This window comes from Paraburkholderia lebeckiae (assembly GCF_050436325.1).
Lineage (GTDB): Bacteria > Pseudomonadota > Gammaproteobacteria > Burkholderiales > Burkholderiaceae > Paraburkholderia > Paraburkholderia tuberum.
The window spans coordinates 2,013,475-2,032,379 of record NZ_JBNDLZ010000003.1 but is presented as its reverse complement, the minus strand read 5'-3'; the positions used below and the strand labels follow the sequence as shown (position 1 = coordinate 2,032,379).

Annotated in this window: 19 protein-coding genes, 1 tRNA gene and 2 pseudogenes; 10 read left to right on the top strand and 12 right to left on the bottom strand. The window is 64.6% G+C overall.

All coding sequences use genetic code 11. The features are described from left to right. Positions 1 to 37: 37 nt before the first annotated feature. The gene (locus OKW44_RS27280) at positions 38 to 1,507 is read right to left on the bottom strand and encodes an oligosaccharide flippase family protein (protein WP_018418234.1); all 1,470 of its coding nucleotides are present in this window, start codon (positions 1,505 to 1,507) and stop codon (positions 38 to 40) included. Positions 1,508 to 1,977: 470 nt separating this feature from the next. Here OKW44_RS27280 and OKW44_RS27275 point away from each other — a divergent pair, with 470 nt between their 5' ends. The 5 genes and pseudogenes from OKW44_RS27275 to OKW44_RS27255 all read left to right on the top strand — a co-directional run bounded on the left by OKW44_RS27275 (position 1,978) and on the right by OKW44_RS27255 (position 7,672). After that, positions 1,978 to 3,840, top strand: a complete 1,863-nt coding sequence (locus OKW44_RS27275) for an alpha/beta hydrolase family protein (protein ID WP_018418233.1) — start codon at positions 1,978 to 1,980, stop codon at positions 3,838 to 3,840. A gap of 138 nt (positions 3,841 to 3,978) precedes the next feature. Then, complete coding sequence (locus OKW44_RS27270; protein ID WP_018418232.1) at positions 3,979 to 5,175, top strand: mannose-1-phosphate guanylyltransferase; 1,197 nt, start codon at positions 3,979 to 3,981, stop codon at positions 5,173 to 5,175. Between the two features lie 49 nt (positions 5,176 to 5,224). Continuing rightward, positions 5,225 to 5,491 (top strand): annotated as a pseudogene (locus OKW44_RS27265) (flavin reductase); the annotation flags it as partial. 231 nt (positions 5,492 to 5,722) lie between these two features. Then, positions 5,723 to 6,442: a FadR/GntR family transcriptional regulator gene (locus OKW44_RS27260; RefSeq protein WP_018418230.1), complete on the top strand. Its 720-nt coding sequence runs from the start codon at positions 5,723 to 5,725 to the stop codon at positions 6,440 to 6,442. Between the two features lie 183 nt (positions 6,443 to 6,625). Continuing rightward, positions 6,626 to 7,672: a Gfo/Idh/MocA family protein gene (locus tag OKW44_RS27255; protein ID WP_018418229.1), complete on the top strand. Its 1,047-nt coding sequence runs from the start codon at positions 6,626 to 6,628 to the stop codon at positions 7,670 to 7,672. Positions 7,673 to 7,706: 34 nt separating this feature from the next. Here the strand turns inward: OKW44_RS27255 and OKW44_RS27250 are convergent, their stop codons facing one another. From OKW44_RS27250 to OKW44_RS27220, 7 genes are all read right to left on the bottom strand, one after another. Beyond that, positions 7,707 to 8,366, bottom strand: coding sequence for an amino acid ABC transporter permease (locus OKW44_RS27250; RefSeq protein ID WP_018418228.1), 660 nt, complete (start codon positions 8,364 to 8,366; stop codon positions 7,707 to 7,709). A gap of 195 nt (positions 8,367 to 8,561) precedes the next feature. Continuing rightward, positions 8,562 to 9,356, bottom strand: coding sequence for a cystine ABC transporter substrate-binding protein (locus OKW44_RS27245; RefSeq protein ID WP_018418227.1), 795 nt, complete (start codon positions 9,354 to 9,356; stop codon positions 8,562 to 8,564). A gap of 108 nt (positions 9,357 to 9,464) precedes the next feature. After that, positions 9,465 to 10,487, bottom strand: a complete 1,023-nt coding sequence (locus OKW44_RS27240; protein ID WP_026225420.1) for a quinone-dependent dihydroorotate dehydrogenase — start codon at positions 10,485 to 10,487, stop codon at positions 9,465 to 9,467. A 126-nt stretch (positions 10,488 to 10,613) separates the two neighbouring features. Further along, positions 10,614 to 11,471 (bottom strand): arginyltransferase, encoded by an 858-nt coding sequence (locus OKW44_RS27235; protein WP_018418225.1) that lies wholly within the window; start codon positions 11,469 to 11,471, stop codon positions 10,614 to 10,616. Between the two features lie 101 nt (positions 11,472 to 11,572). Then, positions 11,573 to 12,310 carry a leucyl/phenylalanyl-tRNA--protein transferase gene (aat, locus tag OKW44_RS27230; RefSeq protein ID WP_018418224.1) on the bottom strand — a complete coding sequence of 246 codons (738 nt, stop codon included), beginning with the start codon at positions 12,308 to 12,310 and terminating at the stop codon, positions 11,573 to 11,575. Positions 12,311 to 12,319: 9 nt separating this feature from the next. Continuing rightward, a complete protein-coding gene (locus OKW44_RS27225) occupies positions 12,320 to 12,865 on the bottom strand; it encodes an NUDIX hydrolase (protein ID WP_018418223.1) in 546 nt (181 codons plus the stop codon). A 358-nt stretch (positions 12,866 to 13,223) separates the two neighbouring features. Further along, positions 13,224 to 13,300, bottom strand: a tRNA-Met gene (locus tag OKW44_RS27220). A gap of 223 nt (positions 13,301 to 13,523) precedes the next feature. Between OKW44_RS27220 and OKW44_RS27215 the strand changes: the two genes are divergently transcribed. After that, a complete protein-coding gene (locus OKW44_RS27215) occupies positions 13,524 to 14,021 on the top strand; it encodes a heme-degrading domain-containing protein (protein ID WP_018418222.1) in 498 nt (165 codons plus the stop codon). A 4-nt stretch (positions 14,022 to 14,025) separates the two neighbouring features. After that, positions 14,026 to 14,364: a DMT family transporter gene (locus OKW44_RS27210; RefSeq protein ID WP_018418221.1), complete on the top strand. Its 339-nt coding sequence runs from the start codon at positions 14,026 to 14,028 to the stop codon at positions 14,362 to 14,364. Between the two features lie 46 nt (positions 14,365 to 14,410). Here OKW44_RS27210 and OKW44_RS27205 read toward each other — a convergent pair whose 3' ends face one another. Both OKW44_RS27205 and OKW44_RS27200 read right to left on the bottom strand, forming a co-directional pair. Then, entirely contained in the window at positions 14,411 to 14,800 is a 390-nt protein-coding gene (locus OKW44_RS27205; protein ID WP_018418220.1) for a hypothetical protein, read from the bottom strand. A gap of 83 nt (positions 14,801 to 14,883) precedes the next feature. Beyond that, a complete protein-coding gene (locus OKW44_RS27200; RefSeq protein ID WP_018418219.1) occupies positions 14,884 to 15,075 on the bottom strand; it encodes a hypothetical protein in 192 nt (63 codons plus the stop codon). Between the two features lie 273 nt (positions 15,076 to 15,348). Between OKW44_RS27200 and OKW44_RS27195 the strand changes: the two genes are divergently transcribed. Continuing rightward, the gene (locus OKW44_RS27195) at positions 15,349 to 15,636 is read left to right on the top strand and encodes a hypothetical protein (RefSeq protein WP_018418218.1); all 288 of its coding nucleotides are present in this window, start codon (positions 15,349 to 15,351) and stop codon (positions 15,634 to 15,636) included. A 198-nt stretch (positions 15,637 to 15,834) separates the two neighbouring features. Further along, positions 15,835 to 16,119: a DUF1488 family protein gene (locus OKW44_RS27190; RefSeq protein ID WP_013089272.1), complete on the top strand. Its 285-nt coding sequence runs from the start codon at positions 15,835 to 15,837 to the stop codon at positions 16,117 to 16,119. Between the two features lie 93 nt (positions 16,120 to 16,212). On the opposite strand, the pseudogene OKW44_RS27185 reads toward OKW44_RS27190, so the two are convergent. Further along, positions 16,213 to 16,623, bottom strand: a pseudogene (locus OKW44_RS27185) (Rossmann-fold NAD(P)-binding domain-containing protein); the annotation flags it as partial. Between the two features lie 13 nt (positions 16,624 to 16,636). Further along, positions 16,637 to 17,770 (bottom strand): ISAs1 family transposase, encoded by a 1,134-nt coding sequence (locus OKW44_RS27180; RefSeq protein WP_280783730.1) that lies wholly within the window; start codon positions 17,768 to 17,770, stop codon positions 16,637 to 16,639. A gap of 160 nt (positions 17,771 to 17,930) precedes the next feature. On the opposite strand from OKW44_RS27180, the gene OKW44_RS27175 reads away from it, so the two are divergent. Further along, complete coding sequence (locus OKW44_RS27175) at positions 17,931 to 18,884, top strand: IS5 family transposase (RefSeq protein WP_018418938.1); 954 nt, start codon at positions 17,931 to 17,933, stop codon at positions 18,882 to 18,884. Positions 18,885 to 18,905 lie beyond the last annotated feature (21 nt).

Genomic DNA, 18,905 nt, shown 5'->3' with positions numbered 1-18,905 from the left:
GCGGTGGACCGGCGTCATTGATTGCGCGCGCCGGGGCTCAGCCTTGTGCCCGTCCGGATGACGGCGCGTAACGCAGCCAGAGCCTGTAAAGCACGTCGCGCAACTCGCTCGACCCGCGCAGCGACATGCCGAAGTTCGCCGCGCTCAACGCGAGCGCGACGACCATCGCCAGCAGCAACGCGCTGATCGAATCCGCGAGCGCGAGCGCGACGAGCAGAAACGCGAGATGCGCGAGCAAGTTGCGCACGATCGTCCATGCATGCAGCCGTGAGAACGCGAGCAACACCGAGTAATCGAGCAGCGCCTTCAGCACGACGACGACCGCCGCGCCCATGATGCCGAACCAGTGGATGCCGCACCATAACGCGCCGGTAAAGAACGGCAACTGAAGCCAGCTGACGCTCGCCACTGCCCCGGGATGGGTCTGCGCCTGCAACAGGCTGCCGAGGATGCTCGACTGGCCGCTCAGCCACACGCCGAGGATCAGCACGCTCGCGACCGGCGCCGCGGCGGCGAGCTGCGGTCCGAGCCACAGCAGCAAAAACGGCTTCAGGGCGAACAGCGCGATGATCATGCATGGCGTAAATGCTCCATTGAGAAAGGCGAGCGCGTTGTGCGCGAGCGCATCCGCATCCTCGCGCGACGCCGCCGACAGTCGCGGAAACAGGGTGCGCACGATCGCGAGCGGCAGCAGGTTCAATCGATTGATCAGGTTTTGCGGCGTCGCGTAGTAAGTGACGAAGCGCGCGCCGAGCAGTCCGCCGATGAACACGCGGTCGAGCGTCGACGCGATCATGTTGGCGCCGGAAAACATCAGCAGCCAGCGGCCGTTGCGGAACAGCCCGATCATCAAGCGCCATTGCGGCATCCGCATACGGCGAATGCCGAGCGCGCGAATGGCGGCCACGCCCAGCATCAGGCCGCCGACGAAACGCGCGATCACGGCGGCTGGAATCGCGATCGCCAGTGACGGCGAAAAGCAGAGGACCGCCGCGATCGGCAGCAGCTGGAACAGCGCGGTGCCGAGCGTCTGGTTGATGTTGTAGCTCGTGAAGCACTCGACGCCGGTAATCGCGCCCGCGAACACCCAGGTCACGTTCGCGATCGGCACGGCGACCGCGATCCACGGCAGGCTCGCCAACACTTCATGCTGGAACGTCGGCTCGATTTTCACGCCGTAGGTGATGTAGACAATGGCTCCGGCATAGATCAGCGCGCCGCCGATGATGCCGGTACCGAGATTCATGAACCACGCACTCCAGAAGATCGGTTCGATCGAATCGTCGCTGGCCGCGCGAGCCTTGGCGATCTGGTTTTCGGTCGCCAGACTGGTGCCCAGATCGAGGACGCTGAAGTAGCCGATCAGCGCCCATACCAGATTGACTACCCCGTAACGCTCGGCGCCCAGCAGATGAATGTAGATGGGCACCGTCACGAGGGAAACGAAGGTCGGCGCGACGGCGCCGACAAAGTTGATGAAGATGTTCCTGACGATGCTTCGTTCCATGTTCCATTGCCGGGCCGGTGAGAAGGGGCCGCGCGGACATACGCGGCGGCATCAACGCGTCGCAGGTCTTGCATCTTGCCCCCGGGCGCCGCGTGACTGTGTGGGTGGCCGTACAGATAGCCGCGATCGGGAGGGGTTAAATGGCAAAGGTCATAGGGTAGCGGGGTGGTTAGCCACGAGCCGGCCGCGCGCACCGCACTGCGGAGCACGCCTGAGCGTGCCCGCGCCGTCTCCATCACGTCATGCTCGCGGCACGCTGCACGCAGTCGCGGGCATCGACTACAGCGCATGACCGACGCGATCCGCCGCACGTCGGTCCATGCGCGGGGCCTGCTGCACTGCACAGCATGCTCATCGATACACACGCCAGCGCAGCGCGATTCGGAGCCCAAACCAATGTGGCGCGACGCACATATGCGCGAGAGCACCTTTGTTGTAATCACTTGAAAAGGAAGAGTAAGGAGCGGACTGTGAGACCCATCGTCTTCGACGGCAAATTCGGCTGGTTGCATCCAGCCAACGGCCCGGATGGCGTTGTGATGTGTTCCCCGTTTGGCTACGACACGCTGTGCACGTATCGCGGCATGCGCCGGCTCGCTGAGCACCTCGCCGCGCGCGGCATGCCGGTGCTGCGCTTCGACTACCCGGCGACCGGCGATTCAGCCGGCGATCCGACCGACGGCGGCCTGTGGCGCGCATGGATCGACAGCGTCAAGCAGGCGGTCGCGCAGCTGCGCGAGGCGACCGGCGTCGAGCGTGTCAGCGTGTGCGGTCTGCGTCTCGGCGGCATGCTGGCCGCGCTTGCCGCGCAGGAACTTGGCGATGTGCACGGTCTCGTGCTGATGTCGCCGGTGCTGTCGGGCAAGACTTACCAGCGCGAATTGCGCGCGCATTACCGGCAGTGGTTGAACGATCCAGCCGCGATGGATTGCGTGGTCGAACCCGATACCGACGAGTTCGTCGAAGCGTATGGCTTCCGCATGTATCGCGACACGCTGCAAAGCCTGCACGCGGCGGATCTGTATCGCGCGACGAGGCGGCCGGCCGCGCGCGTGCTGCTGCTCGATTCACTCAACCCGGTGCGCGCCGGTGCGCTCGCCGCGCATTACAGCGAACATGGCGTCGAGCTCGAGCGTCATCCGTTCGACGAATACAGCCGCTTCATGATGGAACCGCTCGAAAGCGAAATACCGCACGCCGCGTTCGAGACCATCGAGAACTGGCTGCTGGCGGGGAGCGCGCGAACGGCTCAAACGGTGGCGCGCGTTCCCGAGCGAGGCGAGGAGCCAGCGGGCGGCCACTATGTCGCGCCGAGGCTGCACGAGACGCCGGTGTGGCTGAACGACGGCAAGGTGTTCGGCATCTACTGCCGGCCCGACGGCGCCGCGGCGGCGCGCGCGCCGGCGGTGCTGCTGCTCAATACCGGCGCGGTCTCGCGGATCGGCAATGGGCGTTTCGGCGTGCATTTCGCGCGGCGTCTCGCACGCCAGGGGATCGCGTCGCTGCGCATCGACGTGGGTGGTGTCGGCGACAGCATGCCGTCGTGCGACACGTTGAGCCTCGACGCGCTGTACTCTCAGTCGAGTATCGGCGACGCCGCGTGCGCATCGCGCTGGCTTGCCGCGCGCGGTCATGCTGGCGCGATGCTGCTCGGCATCTGCTCGGGCGCCTACACCGGCCTGCATGCGGCGACGCGCGAAGCGGCGGTGGTGGGCGCGGTGATCGTCAACGTGCAGAAGTTCAGATGGCATAACGTCTGCGACGAACACGGCAAGCCGATGATCCCGGTGTCCGCGTTCGGTTCGACGCGCAACTACATGCGCTCGATGAAGCAGCCGGGCAAATGGCTGCGTGTGCTCAAGGGCGAGACGGGCGGCTGGGGCCTCGTGCGCGAGCTGGTGGTACGCCAGCTCGCGCGGACCGGCGAAACGCTGGCCGACCGGATCGAGCAACTGTGCGGCCTCGAATTCGGCGCGCGCGACGAGCGGCATCTGTTCGCGAACCTCGAAGCACGGGGCGTCGACACGCACCTGGTGTTCGGTGTGCTGGACGAAGGCGTCGAGGAGCTCGAGCGCTACTTCGGTGTGCGCGGCGCGCGGCTCGCGCGCTTCACGCGCATTCACGTGGCCTTCTGCAAGCACACCGATCACGCGATCCTGTCGTCGGTGGCGCAGGAAAACATCATGTCGTACGTCGAGGACGTCTATCGCGGCGGCTTCACGAAGCTGCGTCAGCCCGACAGCGCGGCGCTCGACAGCGAGCTGCACAGGCAGCACCCGGAGCACGATGAACATCGCGCCGCGGGGGCGTTGCGTCCGTTCGGAGAAGCATAGGGAGCACGCGCGGACAGACAGGGCCGCCGAGGCCGCAGTGTGTGTCGCGCGCATACGACTGAACGCGCTTGCGGCCACGAGGCACTTGCTGGCGTCATGCCGGCCCGTGAACAGAATCTGGATTCGACAGGATCGCAAATGAATCGAATAGTAGAGCCAGGTTATCCGCTCGCGCCTCAGGCTGGGACCGCCGCCGCGCTGCGCGAACTGACCGTGCAACCGGTGATTCTCGCGAGCGGCTCCGGTACGAGGCTGTGGCCGCTGTCGCGCGAACGCAATCCGAAGCAGCGGAGCGGGCTGATGGGCGACCAGTCGCTGCTCGAAGCGACGCTGCGCCGGCTCGACGACGCGTTCGACCCGGCCGCGCCCGACGCGACCCGCACCACGCCGCCCGCCGTGCCGCTGGTGGTCTGCTGCGAGGAACTGCGGCTGCCGACGCTCGAGCGTGTCGAGCAGTACCGCAAGCCGGTGCGCATACTGCTCGAACCGATGGCGCGCAACACCGCTCCGGCGCTGACTGTCGCGGCGCTCGCCGCGCGCGCGTCGGCCGCGGCCGGCGACGATCCGATCCTGGTCGCGCTGCCCGCCGATCATCCGATCGCCGATCGAGCGGCGTTCGGCGCGGCGCTCAATGAAGCGCTCGCGCATGCTTCGCGGGGCGCGATCGTCACGCTCGGCGTGCCGCCGCAGCGCGCGGCGACCGGCTACAGCTATATCCGCACCGCCGCGGCCTTGGGAAACCGGGGCGCGCGGACGATCGAGCGCTTCGTCGAGAAGCCCGATGCCGAACTGGCCGAGCGCTACTTCGCGTCGGGCGAGTACTGGTGGAACAGTGGTATGTACGTGGTGCGCGCGTCGGTGTGGCTCGACGCGATCGGCCTGTGCCGTCCGCTGATCGCGGCGGCCTGCAAGGAGGCATTCGCAGGCGCGAGCGTCGACGATGCCGGCGTGCTGCATCTCGCGCGCGACGCGTTTGCCGCCTGTCCGTCCGACTCAGTCGACTATGCGGTGATGGAGCGCATGGGCACCGACGCGCGTCTCGTCGGCGTGACGGTGCCGCTCGACGCGGGCTGGTCGGACACCGGCGCCAGGGACTCGGTGTGGGACGCGTCGAGCAAGGACGGCGACGAGCGCTTCCTGCTGTCGGAGAATCAGTCGACGTTGATTCCGCCGGGCGTCGGGCATCGGCTCGAAAATGCTGGCAAGACGCCGCTGGAAATCATCGAGGGGCATTCGGGCGGCGATCCCGGCGAAGACGACATCGTGCGCTTCGACGATCGGTATGGCCGCGAGCACGGGAGCGCCCATGCGCGCCACGGCAGCTCAGACGGATAAGCCCGCCGATAAAGCGCCGTCGCCGTCATTCGACGAGCGGCGCTTTCGTCATGCGCTCGGGCGCTTCGCCGCGCGCGTGGTGGACCGCCATCCGTGCGGCGACCATACGCTGTTCGTCGGCGAGGTGCTGGTGTTCTCGCTCGACGAGCGCGTCGAACGAAGACTCGGCGTGATGCGGCGTCCGCGCGCCGCGGACCCACCTGCGCCGCTTGCGCTTCGCACGACATCTATGTTCGCCGGAATACGCAGGCGTCCGACCACGTCCGTGCAAATCAGACAATTTCATCACGCCAACGTGCGAATGCGCACAATTTAAACCCCACAACGCAGGCACGCTTTGACGAGCGAGCTTTGTGCCTGGCGAAACAGACGGCGTTACACGAACGAAACAAATCTTCAGAGGGATAACCCTGTCAGGAAGTGTCCCACTGGCGCATCCGTTTCGAAGCTTGCAACGTATCGAAAAACGATCCTATTTGCATAACAGATACGTACGGGCCCTTCATCAACAGGCCACGCGGGGTCAACACCGCTTCGGGGATATGTCATGGAACACGCAAACAAGGATCGCTCGTTGGTGAGCAAAGTCATGGACGGGCTCGTCAGCGGCATCGTCGAGGAGAAATACGGCGCGATTCTGCCGCCGCAGGATGTGCTGTCGAAGGAATTCGATGTGAGCCGCACCGTGATGCGCGAGGCGCTATCGATGCTGCTCGCGCGCGACATGCTCGACGTGCGGCCGAAGATCGGCACGCGCATCCGGCCGATGAGCGACTGGCGCATGATCGACGAGGACGTCGTCAATTGGCGTTTCCGCGCGAAGCCCGATCCGATGTTTCTGCGTGACGTGATCGAGTTTCGCATCCTGATCGAACCGCGCGCGTCGGCGCAGGCGGCCGCGCGCGGCAGTGCCGCGGACGTCGCGGCGATTCGCGAGGCGTTCGAGGCGTTTCGCATGATCCGTCCGGGCGAGGCCGGCTATCAGGAAGCCGACGAGCTGTTCCATACGCGCATCGTGATCGCGAGCGGCAACCAGTTCTTTAAGCAGATGGCGGCGATCATTCGCGGCGCGCTGTCGACCCTCAATCCGATCGTGCACGACCGGGAAGGGCTGTGGGAGAGTGCGATCGCATCGCATCAGCGCGTCATCGAAGCGATCGAGCGGCGCGATCCGAAGGAGGCCGAGATCGCTGCGCTCGCGATGATCGATTACGCGGCCGAGGAGATCGGCGGGCGGTTTTCATCGGAGCCGCCAGCGCGGGTTTGAGCGTGATTGCGAGCGCGGGCTGAGCGTATCTGTGAACGTCCGGCGGGAGCGGCGGGGTGGGGTGTCGAAGGTCGGTGCGCGGCAGTGATTCCGCATGGTTCGATTGGCCGGGTTCGCCGCGTTCGCAAGCGGCATCGGTGACAATAGCGGCTGCTCCGAACCGCATGGACCTTTGCACACACGATGACAGATACGACAGCGGCACCGCACGCAGCCACCGCCCAACCGACCGATCGGGCCGCGCAGGACACCACTTCATCGCGCGAGATCCGCTGGGCGATCGTCGGCACCGGCCGGATTGCGCGCCGCTTCGCGCAAGGGCTCGCTTTCGTGCCGCGGACGCGGCTCGCGGCGCTGTGGTCGCGTCGCGTGGAACCGGCCCAGGCGTTCGCCGATGAATTCGGCGGCGCCGTCTGCGACAGTTTCGACACTCTGCTCGCGAGCGGCATCGACGCGCTCTATATCGCGACGCTGCAGGACAGTCACGCCGACTATGCGGTCGCCGCGTTGCAAGCCGGGTTGCACGTGCTGTGCGAGAAACCCGCGTGTATCAATCGTCCGCAGCTCGAGCGCGTGCTCGACTCCGCGCGCGCTTCGCAACGGCTCTTCATGGAAGCGATGAAGCCGCCGTTCTATCCGCTCTACAGAAGGTTGCGCGAGCGCCTCGCGGCCGAGCCGATCGGCGAGGTCGGGCTCGTGCGCGCGGGCTGCTCGGTGCCGGCAGTGCCGGCCGATCATCCGTCGCTGTCGTTCGAGCATGCGGGCGGCGCGCTGCTCGATATCGGCATCTACGAGATGTTTCTCGCGGTCGACTGGCTCGGCGCGCCACGCGACGTGCAGACCTTCGGCCGGCTTGGCGCGACCGGCGTCGATACGTTCGCGAGTCTGAACAGCCAGCACGAGCGCGGCGGCATCGCGCAACTATTCTGCGGGCTCGATCTGCATGGCAAGGGCGATGCGCTGCTGATGGCCCAAGGCGGTCACGTGACGCTGCACGAGCCGTGGTGGAACCCGTCGCGCGCGACGATCCGTTATGCGGATGGCCGCGTCGTCGAACTCGACGAACCGTTCGAAGGCGGCGGCTTGAACTACGAGACCGCGCACTTTTGCGAGCTGATTCGCGCGGGTGTGCTGGAGAGTCCGCTGATGCCGCACGACACGTCGCGACAGATGATCGCGATGGCCGACGCGGCGCGCGCGGCGTTGGGGCTCAAGTTCGCCGGGGAATGAGCCGCTGGGGGCAACGAAAGGGAGTGGGCGGCGCTCAGTGCCGCGTCGGCAGCGACAGCCGCCGCTCGTACCAGCGCTGCGCCCACTCGAGCACCTGACACAGCACCCAGTACACGGCCGCGGCCGCAAGATAAAGCGGCAGCGGCTGGTAAGTCGACGCGATGATTTCCTGCGCGCTGCGCAGCAACTCGGTCACCGTGATGACGGACACGAGCGAGGTGTCCTTGATCAGGCTGATCAGGCTGTTCGACAGACTCGGGACTGCGATGCGCAGCGCCTGCGGCGCGATCACGTAGCGCAGCGTCTGACGCCGCGACAGCCCGAGGCTGTACGAGGCGAGCCACTGGCCCTGGTGGATGCCCAGAATCGCGCCGCGCATGCTCTCGGACAGATACGCGGCGACGTTCGCCGACAGCGCGATCACGCCGGCCGGCGTCGGATCGAGCGAAATGCCGAAGCTCGGCAGACCGTAATAAATCACGAAGATCTGCACGAGCAGCGGCGTGCCGCGCATCACGCTCACATAGACGCGCGCGATCCAGTTCAGCGGACGGCTGTGGCTGATGCCCATCAGCGCGAGCACGGCGCCGCCGATCAGGCCGAAGATCATCGACAGGACCGCGAACTTGATCGTCAGCAGCGCGCCTTGTGCGAGCACCGGCAGCGATTGGAGCAGCAGGGATGTGATGGACATGGGCAGTGTTCTTATTGACGCACAAAGCGCACATCATAAACTTTGGCGCGCGTTCAGGCGCGGGCCGCGCGATGCGGCTTGGGGTATACGCGGCGCGCGGTTCGGCTCCCGCGGCTCCCGCAGCTCGCATGGGCCGCAAAAAGCGCGAAGGGCGGCATCGTGATCGATGCCGCCCTTCGTTCGACTCCACGCGTGTTACTTGATCGGCTTGCTGACGTCGATGCCGAACCACTTGTCCGAGATCTTTGTGAAGGTGCCGTCCGCTTCGAGCTGGGTCATCGCGTCGTCGATCGCCTGCGCGAACTTCGGGTTGCCCTTTCTGAACGGAATGCCCGACGGGTTGCCCGGGCCGACGTTCGCGCCGGTGCGCAGCGGCAGGTTCGAGTTCTTCAGCAGGTACGCGAGCATCAGACGGTCGTTCAACGCCGCGTCGAGCCGGCCGGCGGCCAGATCACGCAGGTATTCGGGTGCGCCCGGGTAGGTCTTCACGTCGATGCCCGGCACTGCCTTCGCCATGTCCATGTAGTTCGTGCCGAGACCGACGCCGAGCTTCTTGCCCTTCAGGTCTTCGAGCGAGGTGAACTGGCGCGTGTCGTTCTTGCGCTGGATCAGTTGCGCCGCCGAGTACGTGTACGCCGGCGAGAAGTCGAGCGTCTGCTTGCGCGCGTCGGTGATGCCGACCTGGTTGACGATCACATCGAACTTGCCCGCCTGCAGACCGGCGATGATGCCGCTCCACTCGGTCGTGACGAACTCGGGCTTCACGCCGAGTTTGGCCGCGACCGCCTTGGCGATGTCGACGTCATAGCCGACCAGCTCGCCCGACGGCGCTTTCGAGTTGAACGGCGGGAAGGTCCCTTCGAGACCGATGCGCAGCGTGCCGCGCTGCTTGACCTGGTCGAGCAGGTCTTCCGCGTGCGCGGTAATGGCGGTCAGCGACGCGCCGATCAGCGCGGTGGCGAGGAGCTTTTTCAGCAGGCCAAATTTCATCGTGTTCCTTTTTGTACGTCTGACGTTTTGACGGTCGAGAGCATAGCAAACGAGCCTATCGCAACCTAAATACCGTTTGTTTATGTCTATATGCGGCGGCGCGGATGCCTAGCGCAACGCCTGCGCGCATTCGGCGACGAGCGCCGGACCTCGGTAGATGAAACCAGTATAAAGCTGCACCAACGACGCGCCGGCCGCGAGCTTCGCGCGCGCATCGTCGCCCGAGAAAATGCCGCCGACGCCGATGATCGGCACCGCCTCGCCGACTTCGGCGCGCAGCTTGCGGATCACCTGGTTCGACGCGTCGAACACCGGCTTGCCCGACAGGCCGCCGGCTTCGTCAGCATGCTGCATGCCGGCGACGGCGGTGCGCGACAGCGTGGTGTTGGTCGCGATGACGCCTTCGAATTTGTGGCGCAGCAAGGTGTCGGCGATCGACTTGACCTGCTCGTCGTCGAGGTCGGGCGCGATCTTCAGCGCGAGCGGCACGAGCTTGCCGTGCAGGTCGGCGAGTCTTTGCTGCTTGTCCTTCAGCGCGGCGAGCAGCGCGTCGAGTTCGTCGGCGCCCTGCAGCTGGCGCAGGTTCTTCGTATTCGGCGACGAGATATTGACCGTCACGTAGCTCGCGAACGGGTACACGCGCTCGAGGCAGTACAGATAGTCTTCAGCGGCGCGCTCGATCGGCGTGTCGGCGTTCTTGCCGATATTAAGACCGAGGATGCCGCGATAGCGCGCGGCCTGGACGTTCTTCACGAACTGGTCGACGCCGGCGTTGTTAAAGCCCATCCGGTTGATTACCGCGTTCGCCTGCGGCAGCCGGAACATGCGCGGACGCGGATTGCCCGGCTGCGCGCGCGGCGTCACGGTGCCCACTTCGATGAAGCCGAAGCCGAGCGCCGCCAGACCGTCGATGCACGCGCCGTCTTTGTCGAGACCCGCCGCGAGTCCGACCGGGTTTCGGAACGTCAGGCCCATCACGGTGCGCGGCGAATCCGGCACGCGCGCCGCGAGCGCGCCGGCGAGACCGGTGCGACCGGCGGCGCCGAGCATGCGCAAAGTCAGATGGTGAGCGTCTTCCGCGTCCATGCGAAAGAGTTGGGCGCGAACGAGCGGATAAAGGAAACTGAGCACGGGATGAAGCCGGACGGCCGGAAAATGGGAACCCGCTATTTTACCGGCTTTGGGCTTTGATGAGACTGGTGGGGCGTTGCCGGCGACGAGCAGGACCCGGCAACGACTCGGCGGACGGCGCCTCGACTACGGCCTGAGCGGCCCGCGTCGTCCATGCATCGCGAAATCGACCGGCGGCAGGTCGATGCTGGCCGGATCGAGCACGCGCCACGCGCCGTCGATCAAGCCTTCGAGCGGCCGGAAATTCGCCTTGTACGCCATTTTCGGGCTTTCGCGAATCCAGTAGCCGAGATACACGTACGGCAGGTTCAGGCTGCGCGCCTGCTCGATCTGCCAGAAGATGTTGTATGTGCCGAAGCTCGCGTGCGGCAGGCTCGGCTCGAAGAACGTGTACACCGACGACAACCCGTCGCCGAGGATATCGATCATGCTGATCATGCGCAGCGTGCCCCGCGCGTTAGGTCGCCCGTCAGGTAGCGCGTCAGGCCGCCCATCAGGCCATAGCGGCGCCGGCTCGCGGAACTCGACGAGCCGCGAGTTGATCCGGCTTTGCAGCAGGAACTGCTCGTACTGGTCGCGGCTGTCGCGATCCATGCCGCCGCCCGCGTGGCGCGCCGACTGGTAGCGCATATACAGCGCGTAATGCTCCTCGTCGTAGTGCAGCGGCGCGACGGTCGCGATCAGGTTGCCGTGCTTTCTCCATACACGCCGCTGCGTGCGGTTCGGTTGAAAACGCTCGACCGGCACGCGCACCGGCACGCACGCGCGGCAGCCGTCGCAATACGGGCGATACGTGAACACGCCCGAGCGCCGGAAGCCCGCCTTGACGAGGTCGGTGTAGACGTCCGAATTGATCAGGTGACTGGGTGTGGCGACCTGCGAGCGCGCGATGCGGCCGTCCAGGTAACTGCAGGGATAGGGCGCCGTTGCATAAAATTGCAGCGCGGAAAGTGGGGAAAGAGGCAGCTCGTTGGGATGAGTCACGTTGGCAGCTCTCGAAGCGTCTCTGGTAATGCAAACCCGGCGCGCATGGCGGTTGATGCCGCTATTCGATGGGCGCCGGACCCGGATTCGGCCTGATTTTCCTACACCGTGCGCGCAAGGATATCGAGCAGGGCGGTCTTGTCGAATCGCCACGGGATGGCCGGTGCGCCGACAGACGCGCGAACATGCGCGACGAACGCCTTGCGCGCTATCTCGCGGCCGCCGAGCGACGCCAGATGCGACGTATTCTGCTGGCAGTCTATCATTTCTATTTCGTGACGTCGCAAGTGGCCGACCAGCGCGGCCAGCGCCATTTTCGAGCCGTCGGTGACGTCGGTATACATCGATTCGCCGAAGAACATCCGCCCGAGCGACACGCCATACAACCCCGCTACACGCTTGCCCTCGAGCCAGGTTTCGATGCTGTGCGCGTCGCCCAGGCGGTGCAGCGACGAATAGGCTTCGACGACGTCGGCGGTGATCCACGTGCCGCGCTGACCGTGGCGCGGCGCCTGCGCGCAGGCGCGCATCACGGCGGAGAAATCGTGATCGACGCGGATTTCCCACGCGTCGTCGCGCAACACGCGCTTGAGCGTCTTGCGCAGCGATGGCGACACCTTGAACTCGGCGGGGCGCAGGATCATGCGCGGATCGGGGCTCCACCACAACACCGGCTGGCCGTCCGAATACCACGGGAAGATGCCGCGCCGATACGCGTCGATGAGGCGCGACGGCAGCAGATCGCCGCTTGCCGCCAGCAGACCGGGCGCGCCGCTCGCGGCGCCGAGCGCGCGCTCGACGGGCGGAAACGGGTCGTCAGCTCCGAGCCAGGGAACCATGCGCGCCGCTCAGCCTTCGCGCAGGGAGCGGAAGATGTCGCCGGTATGCAGGCCGAAACTGCCGGCCGCGCGGTCGGCGAAAAAAAAGCGCAGCGTCTGGCCGACGGTCGGAAACGCGATCTCGTCCCACGGAATCTCGTGCTCGTCAAACAGCTTCACTTCGAGGCTTTCCTCGCCGGCGACGACGTCGAGATCGAGCAGCCGCGCCATGTAGAACAGATGCACCTGATGCACGTGCGGCACATTCAGCAGCGAAAACAGATTCTGCACCTCGACGCGGGCGCCGGCTTCCTCGAGCGTTTCGCGCGAGGCGGCTTCGGCCGTCGTTTCTCCCATTTCCATGAAGCCGGCGGGCAGCGTCCAGTAACCGTAGCGCGGTTCGATCGCGCGACGGCACAGCAGCACCTTATCGTCCCACACGGGAACGGTGCCGACCACGTTACGCGGATTCTGATAATGCACGGTGCCGCAGCTGCCGCATACGAAGCGCTCGCGATTGTCGCCCGGCGGAATGCTCAGACTGACGCCGTGGCCGCAGACAGAACAGAATTTCATTGGAAAGGGGACGAGAAAGGGTGATAGGAGTTTATCACCGGGGCGGGCGATTACTGAGGCGCCGACAGGGCCTGCGCGAGACGACGTCCAAGGCGGCGAGCGCCGTCGCGTCTGACATTGATTGACAGTCGATTTTTGGATGCGCTGATAGCATCGGTCCTGATGGTTGCGATGGAGTCCCGCGTCCACCGCAGTCATCTTTTCTCTCTTGTACATTGCCTCGTAGCTTGGCGCGTCATTCAGTTGACGCGCTTTTTTTCGCCTGAGGGTGGAGCGGTCAAGGGGATCGTAAGACCAAGGCCACAAAAACAAAAAAGGGTTACACGCCAATGCGTTGTAACCCTTCAATGATTTCGGTTGGTTGCGGGGGTAGGATTTGAACCTACGACCTTCGGGTTATGAGCCCGACGAGCTGCCAGACTGCTCCACCCCGCGTCCGTCGAAGAAAAGATTATAGACCAGCCAGATGGCCAGCGCAATAGCCATGTAAGAATTGGCTTCACTGCGCTTCGCTCTGCCCGCGCGACGTCGCCTATCGGAAAGGCTCTGGAAAGCCGTGTGCGGACGCTGCGCTAGAATTCAGATTCTCCACGCGGCTCGCCGGATCTTCACGACGGCGGCCCCTTTGACTCTGATCCTCCGACCCGTTCTGAACCCCATGGATATCGCTCACGACCTGCAGGTCATCGCCATTCAGGAAAAAACACTCGTGTTTCCCCGCTTCGATGCCGACCGCGCGTGGCAAGTCGGCGCGTATCTGCACGAAGTCGCGAAAGCGCGCGGCATTGCCGCTGCGATCGACGTGCGCACGTTCGGCCAGCCGCTGTTCTTCAGCCTGCTCGACGGCGCGACGCCCGACAACGTCGACTGGGCGCGCCGCAAGGGCAACACCGTCGCGCAATTTCGTCGTAGCTCGTACGCGATCGGTCTGAAGATGCAGCTCGCGGGCGCGACGCTCGCCGACAAGCACGGACTGCCGGCCACCGAGTACGCATCGCACGGCGGCGCGTTTCCGCTGGCGGTGGAAGGGGCGGGCGTGATCGGTTCGATCACGGTGTCCGGTCTGCCGCAGCGCGCCGATCATGAACTCGTGGTCGAAGCGCTGTGCGCGCATCTCGGTCACGACTACGGCAAGCTCGCGCTCGCGAAAAGCTGACGCGATGCGCGTACCCTCGTATGCGCTGCTCGCGATCGCGATCGTCGCCGAAGTGATCGCGACTTCCGCGATGCGGGCCTCGGACGGCTTTTCACGGCTGCTGCCGTCGATGGTCGTCGTGCTCGGCTACGGCATCGCGTTCTATTGCCTGTCGTTGACGCTCCGAAGCATTCCCGTTGGCATCGTCTACGCGATCTGGTCCGGCGCGGGCATCGCGCTGATCACGCTGGTCGCGCTAGTGCTGTACCGGCAGATACCCGACGTGCCGGCGATCATCGGGCTGGGATTGATCGTCGCTGGCGTCGCGGTGTTGAATCTCTTCTCGAAGATGCAGGCGCATTGAGCGCCCGCGCCAGCCGCCGCGATTGCCGCCAGGCACGTAAATCGGCTTACTTGCAGCGCACGATCATCGAGCGGCCCTTCACGTTCGCCGACGCGACGTTCGTGACGCTGCCGCCGGCGGTGCCGCCTTCGTCGTTATCCTTCGACACGATGTCGTAGCCGGTCGCGCCGCAGGCCTTACCGGCTTGCACGTAGCACGAGGCCCAGCTCGAGCCGGCGTCGGCGCCGCTGCAGTTGACCGCGAAGCCGCTCTGGCCGTTCGGCAGATTGATCAGCGTGGTCGTGTTCGACGACGCGCAGCCACCCAGTCCCGCGGCGAGCAGCAGCGCGGCGGGCAAGGCGGCCGACAGCGAGGCGCGACGCACGAGGGCAAGCGCGGCGCTGGATCGGAGGCGGTGGAATCGGCCGGCGCGTCGCGGTTGCGTCGTGAATTGCATCGTATTGTGTCCTTTCATTCAGATAGAGGGGGTCTGCCGGGCCGGGGTCGGCCGCTGTGGAGCGCGAGGGCGTGCGCCACGGCTCAGGTTGTTTCGACGGTGATGCCCGCCGCGTTGACGAGCCGACGGGCTTCCACGCCTTCTTCAGTGGCTGCGTCTTCCCAGATGCCGATCGCTTTCGGGATGTCGATGCCGTGACTTTCGGCGTACTCGAACCAGCGGTTCGCCGCATCCGGCTCGGGCAGTTCTTGATCCTGCAGAAAATATTTTCCCATATTGCGCTCGCTGGCCTCGAAATGGCGTCGTAACAGGTACCGTGCGACAGCATGGAGCATGCCGATATGGACCGTTCGACCAGCGCGCGCGGCTGAAGTGCGGCGGCGCGGGGGCGCGTCTCGCGAGCAGAACTTATCGCGCTGCAACGCGCCTTATCGTTATGAGACGGGCCGCCCGCACACACCCAGTGCAGCGGCGCGCCGCATGCTGAAGCATCAGGGCGGCGCCGTTGCGACTGGCGCCAGCTCTGCAACCGCAACAGGAGGACGAAGATGGCTGAACGGGTCAGTGGCCCTTATCGCGGCTATTACATCAGCGCCGCCGCGCGCCTCGTGCCAGGGGGCAGCACGTCGAGCACGTCGGGCGACGCGCACACCAAAGCGGACGGTACTTACGTCGGCACGGTCAGCCTCGCCGAGCTCGGCCCGGACGATCCGCACCGGATGGAAACGCTGCTCGAGCTCGGCGACCGGCAACGCTTCGACAGTGAAGAAGAGGCGCTCGCGTTCGTCGAACGGGCGGCCCGCGAGTATGTCGACCGATTGCTGGATGGGCAGTGAGCGTGTCGGCGATTTCCGTGCAAAGAGCCCGCCGATGGGCTCGCCAAGGCAGCGCGCGATGCCCTGAATCAGGCGCCCGCGCGCGCTGGACCGTGATCCGGCGGCGCGGTTACCATAGCGGGACTTGCGAGGATCGGCGGCGCGCAGCGGCCTTCCGCGCGAGCTACGTTCCCGCCGCCAACTTCTGACGAGGCGACCATGGAGATCCGTTTTCCCGAAGACGCGCCTGCTTACCGCGACTCCAACCTGACCGTCGTGTTTTCCGCGCTGGTGGACGGTGAGCCGGTGCCGTGCGCGATCTCGGTGGAAGCGCTCGAGGATCATTTCGGCGCTTACAGCGAGGACCTCGACGGCTGGCTGCGCGCGTTCGATGCGGGCCGGCCGCGCATCGAGGCCGTTGCGCGTGAGCATCTGCAGATCAGTAACGGCACACCCGTGCTGCTCAAGAGTGGCCACTTTCCGCCGGGGCAGATGGCAGGCTAAGCGGACCTGCCGACGGACCGTCGGCGCCAGAGGCCGGGTGCAGGTCCATCTCTGTGGTTTTCACTTCACCTACGCATCGCCAACGCCTTGCCGCTAATTCACGTCGCGTGCCGGCATTACCTCGCGCGCCGCTTCGAAACACCGCCTGATCCCTTCCTGATATGGCGTCTTCCTGAGCGTCCCGATCAACGTCGCCAGCGCCGAATCATCGAGCACGACCGGCTCGGTCATCAGATAGTTCATCTCGACCAACTCGCGCATCAGCGGATTGAATAGCCCGAGCACACGCAGCATGCCCTTGCCGGCCACCATCAGCTTCGGCCCGGAGCCCGCGAGCGCGTAGGCCTCGCGAGCCACCTCGCGCTGCGTGATCGTGCCGGCGCCCGCGAGATGCCACCAGCGGCCGTAAGCTTCGTGCGTGCGCGTGAGTCGTTCGACCACGGGACCGACATCCGGCAGATAGATGAATTCGTGCGGTACGTCAACGGGACCGAGCACCTGCGCCAGGGCAATTGCATCAAAAGACCTGCATTCCAAGCACTCGAGCCCGATAGTGTTCATCGAATCCGGCCTTGAGCCGCTTGTTCTTTATGCCGACCTTGGTGGCTTTGTCAGCGCGCAGTAGATTCGACACGATGCGGCGCAAGATCGCGAAGTTTTGCGCCGCATTGTCCACCCGGGCACGACATTGATCCTCGCCAAAGGCAACATCGAACACCCAATGCATGCTGTTTTCGATGGCCCAGTGGGCGCGCACCGCCTCGTTGATCCGTTTCAGGTCAGCAGGCAGGCTGTTCACGTAGTACCGCCGCTCCAGCGAAGCACGGCCGTCGATCTCGCGGGTGGCCTCCACCATCGCCACCGAGCGCAGGCCGGCCCATTTGCCGTCCTCATCCAGCCAGTCAATCATGTCGGTCGCAACGCACTGGCGCGTCTCGATTCTTCCGTGCACTTTCTTGCCTGTCTGACAGTGCTCAGCGAAGCGCACGCTGCGCAGGGACTGTGTGCGCTGTGCATCGAACAGCTGCACGATCGCTTCATGCAAGGCAGGCTGGTTGCCTTTGACCGCAAGCACATAGTCGGCACCTCCAGCCACGATCTTCGCCGCGATCTCCCGCTGGCAACCCATCGCGTCGATCGTCACGATCGCACCCTTGAGCAGCAAGGCATCCAGCAATGCCGGGATAGCGGTGATCTCGTTGCTTTTTTCGGCAGTCCTCACCTGACCCAAGGTCGCCCCCAACGCGCCGCAATAGGCCGATACCAGATGGATCGCGCTACGCCCCATGCCGTGCGAGCGCCGTACCGTCGTGCCGTCAATTGCCACCACCTGGCCCGCGACTGCAGGACAGATACCGCTTACCCACCGCACAAAGCAAGCCTCGAACTGCCGCGCATCAAGCGCTGCGAATACGCGCCCGAACGTGTCATGCGAGGCAATCCCGTTGCGCAGCGGCAAGTACCGGCGCAGCCACTCCAGTTGTCCTTGCCCCCACAAAGCGATCCCCACCCAGCCGTCGGCACCTGACAGGATCGCCGCCAGTGCAACCACCAGCATTTCCATCAGATCATGCTCCGGGGTGCGTACACGCGGGTCCTTCAGGTCCCCAAACGCGTCTTGCAAACTCAACGGCTCGTATTCGTCGTCCACTCTCGGCCCTTGGCAAAACCAAGAGTTAACGCTTCTTCGCAGCAGTTTACAACCCCCATTCGTAACCCATTGGGTGTAAAGGAAGGTCTGCAAAAGTCCTGGCATTGCGTTGCTGTTGAGCTATCCTGGAAACAGAGCGAATTAGGCGAGGAGCAGTGTGATGGCGCAACTTGGTCTTGGTCTGGATCTGTCAACGAAGCGCACGCGCAAACGGGAATTTCTCGATGAGATGCGGCGTGTTGTGCCCTGGTTGAAGCTGATTGCGCTGATCGAGCCGCACTATCCCACGGGCAAAACCGGTCGGCCGCCGTTCCCGATTGCGACGATGTTGCAGATTCATTTCATGCAGCAATGGTTCGGTCTGTCAGACCCCGCAATGGAAGAGGCACTCTATGACGTGCCGCTTTATCGCGAGTTCGCGGGTCTCGACGGCGGGATGGTTCGCTTGCCGGATGAAAGCACGATTCTCCGGTTCCGCCATCTGCTGGAAACGCACGGACTGGCAGTGCAAATGCTGGCGCTGGTCAATGAAATCCTGACGGAGAAAGGTCTGATGCTCAAGACTGGATCGGCAGTCGACGCCACTCTGATTGCCGCACCCAGTTCGACAAAAAATGGCTCCGGCACACGTGATCCGGAAATGCAATCAACGCAGAAAGGTGGCAACTGGTACTTCGGGATGAAGATGCATATCGGCGTGGACGCCGAGTCGGGCCTGGTCCATACGGTCATTGGAACGGCGGCCAACGTTCACGACATCAACGTAGCCCAGGCGTTGCTACATGGTAAAGAAACGGACGTGTACGCGGACGCCGGATATCAGGGTATCGAAAAGCGCTGTGAGGCAGGCGCGGTTCGTTGGCATGTTGCAATGCGACCGGCAAAGCGCAGGAAACTGGATATGAGTGATTCGTTGGACGCGATATACGATCAAATCGAACGCCTGAAGGCGAGTATTCGAGCCAAGGTCGAACACCCGTTTCGCATCCTTAAGCGGCAGTTCGGTTACATGAAGACCCGCTATCGTGGTTTGATGAAGAACACCGCCCAGATCACCACGCTGTTTGCTTTGGGCAATCTATGGATGGCGCGTAGAGCTTTGCGCAAAGCTTGAAACACCGGGTCGATAAGGGTC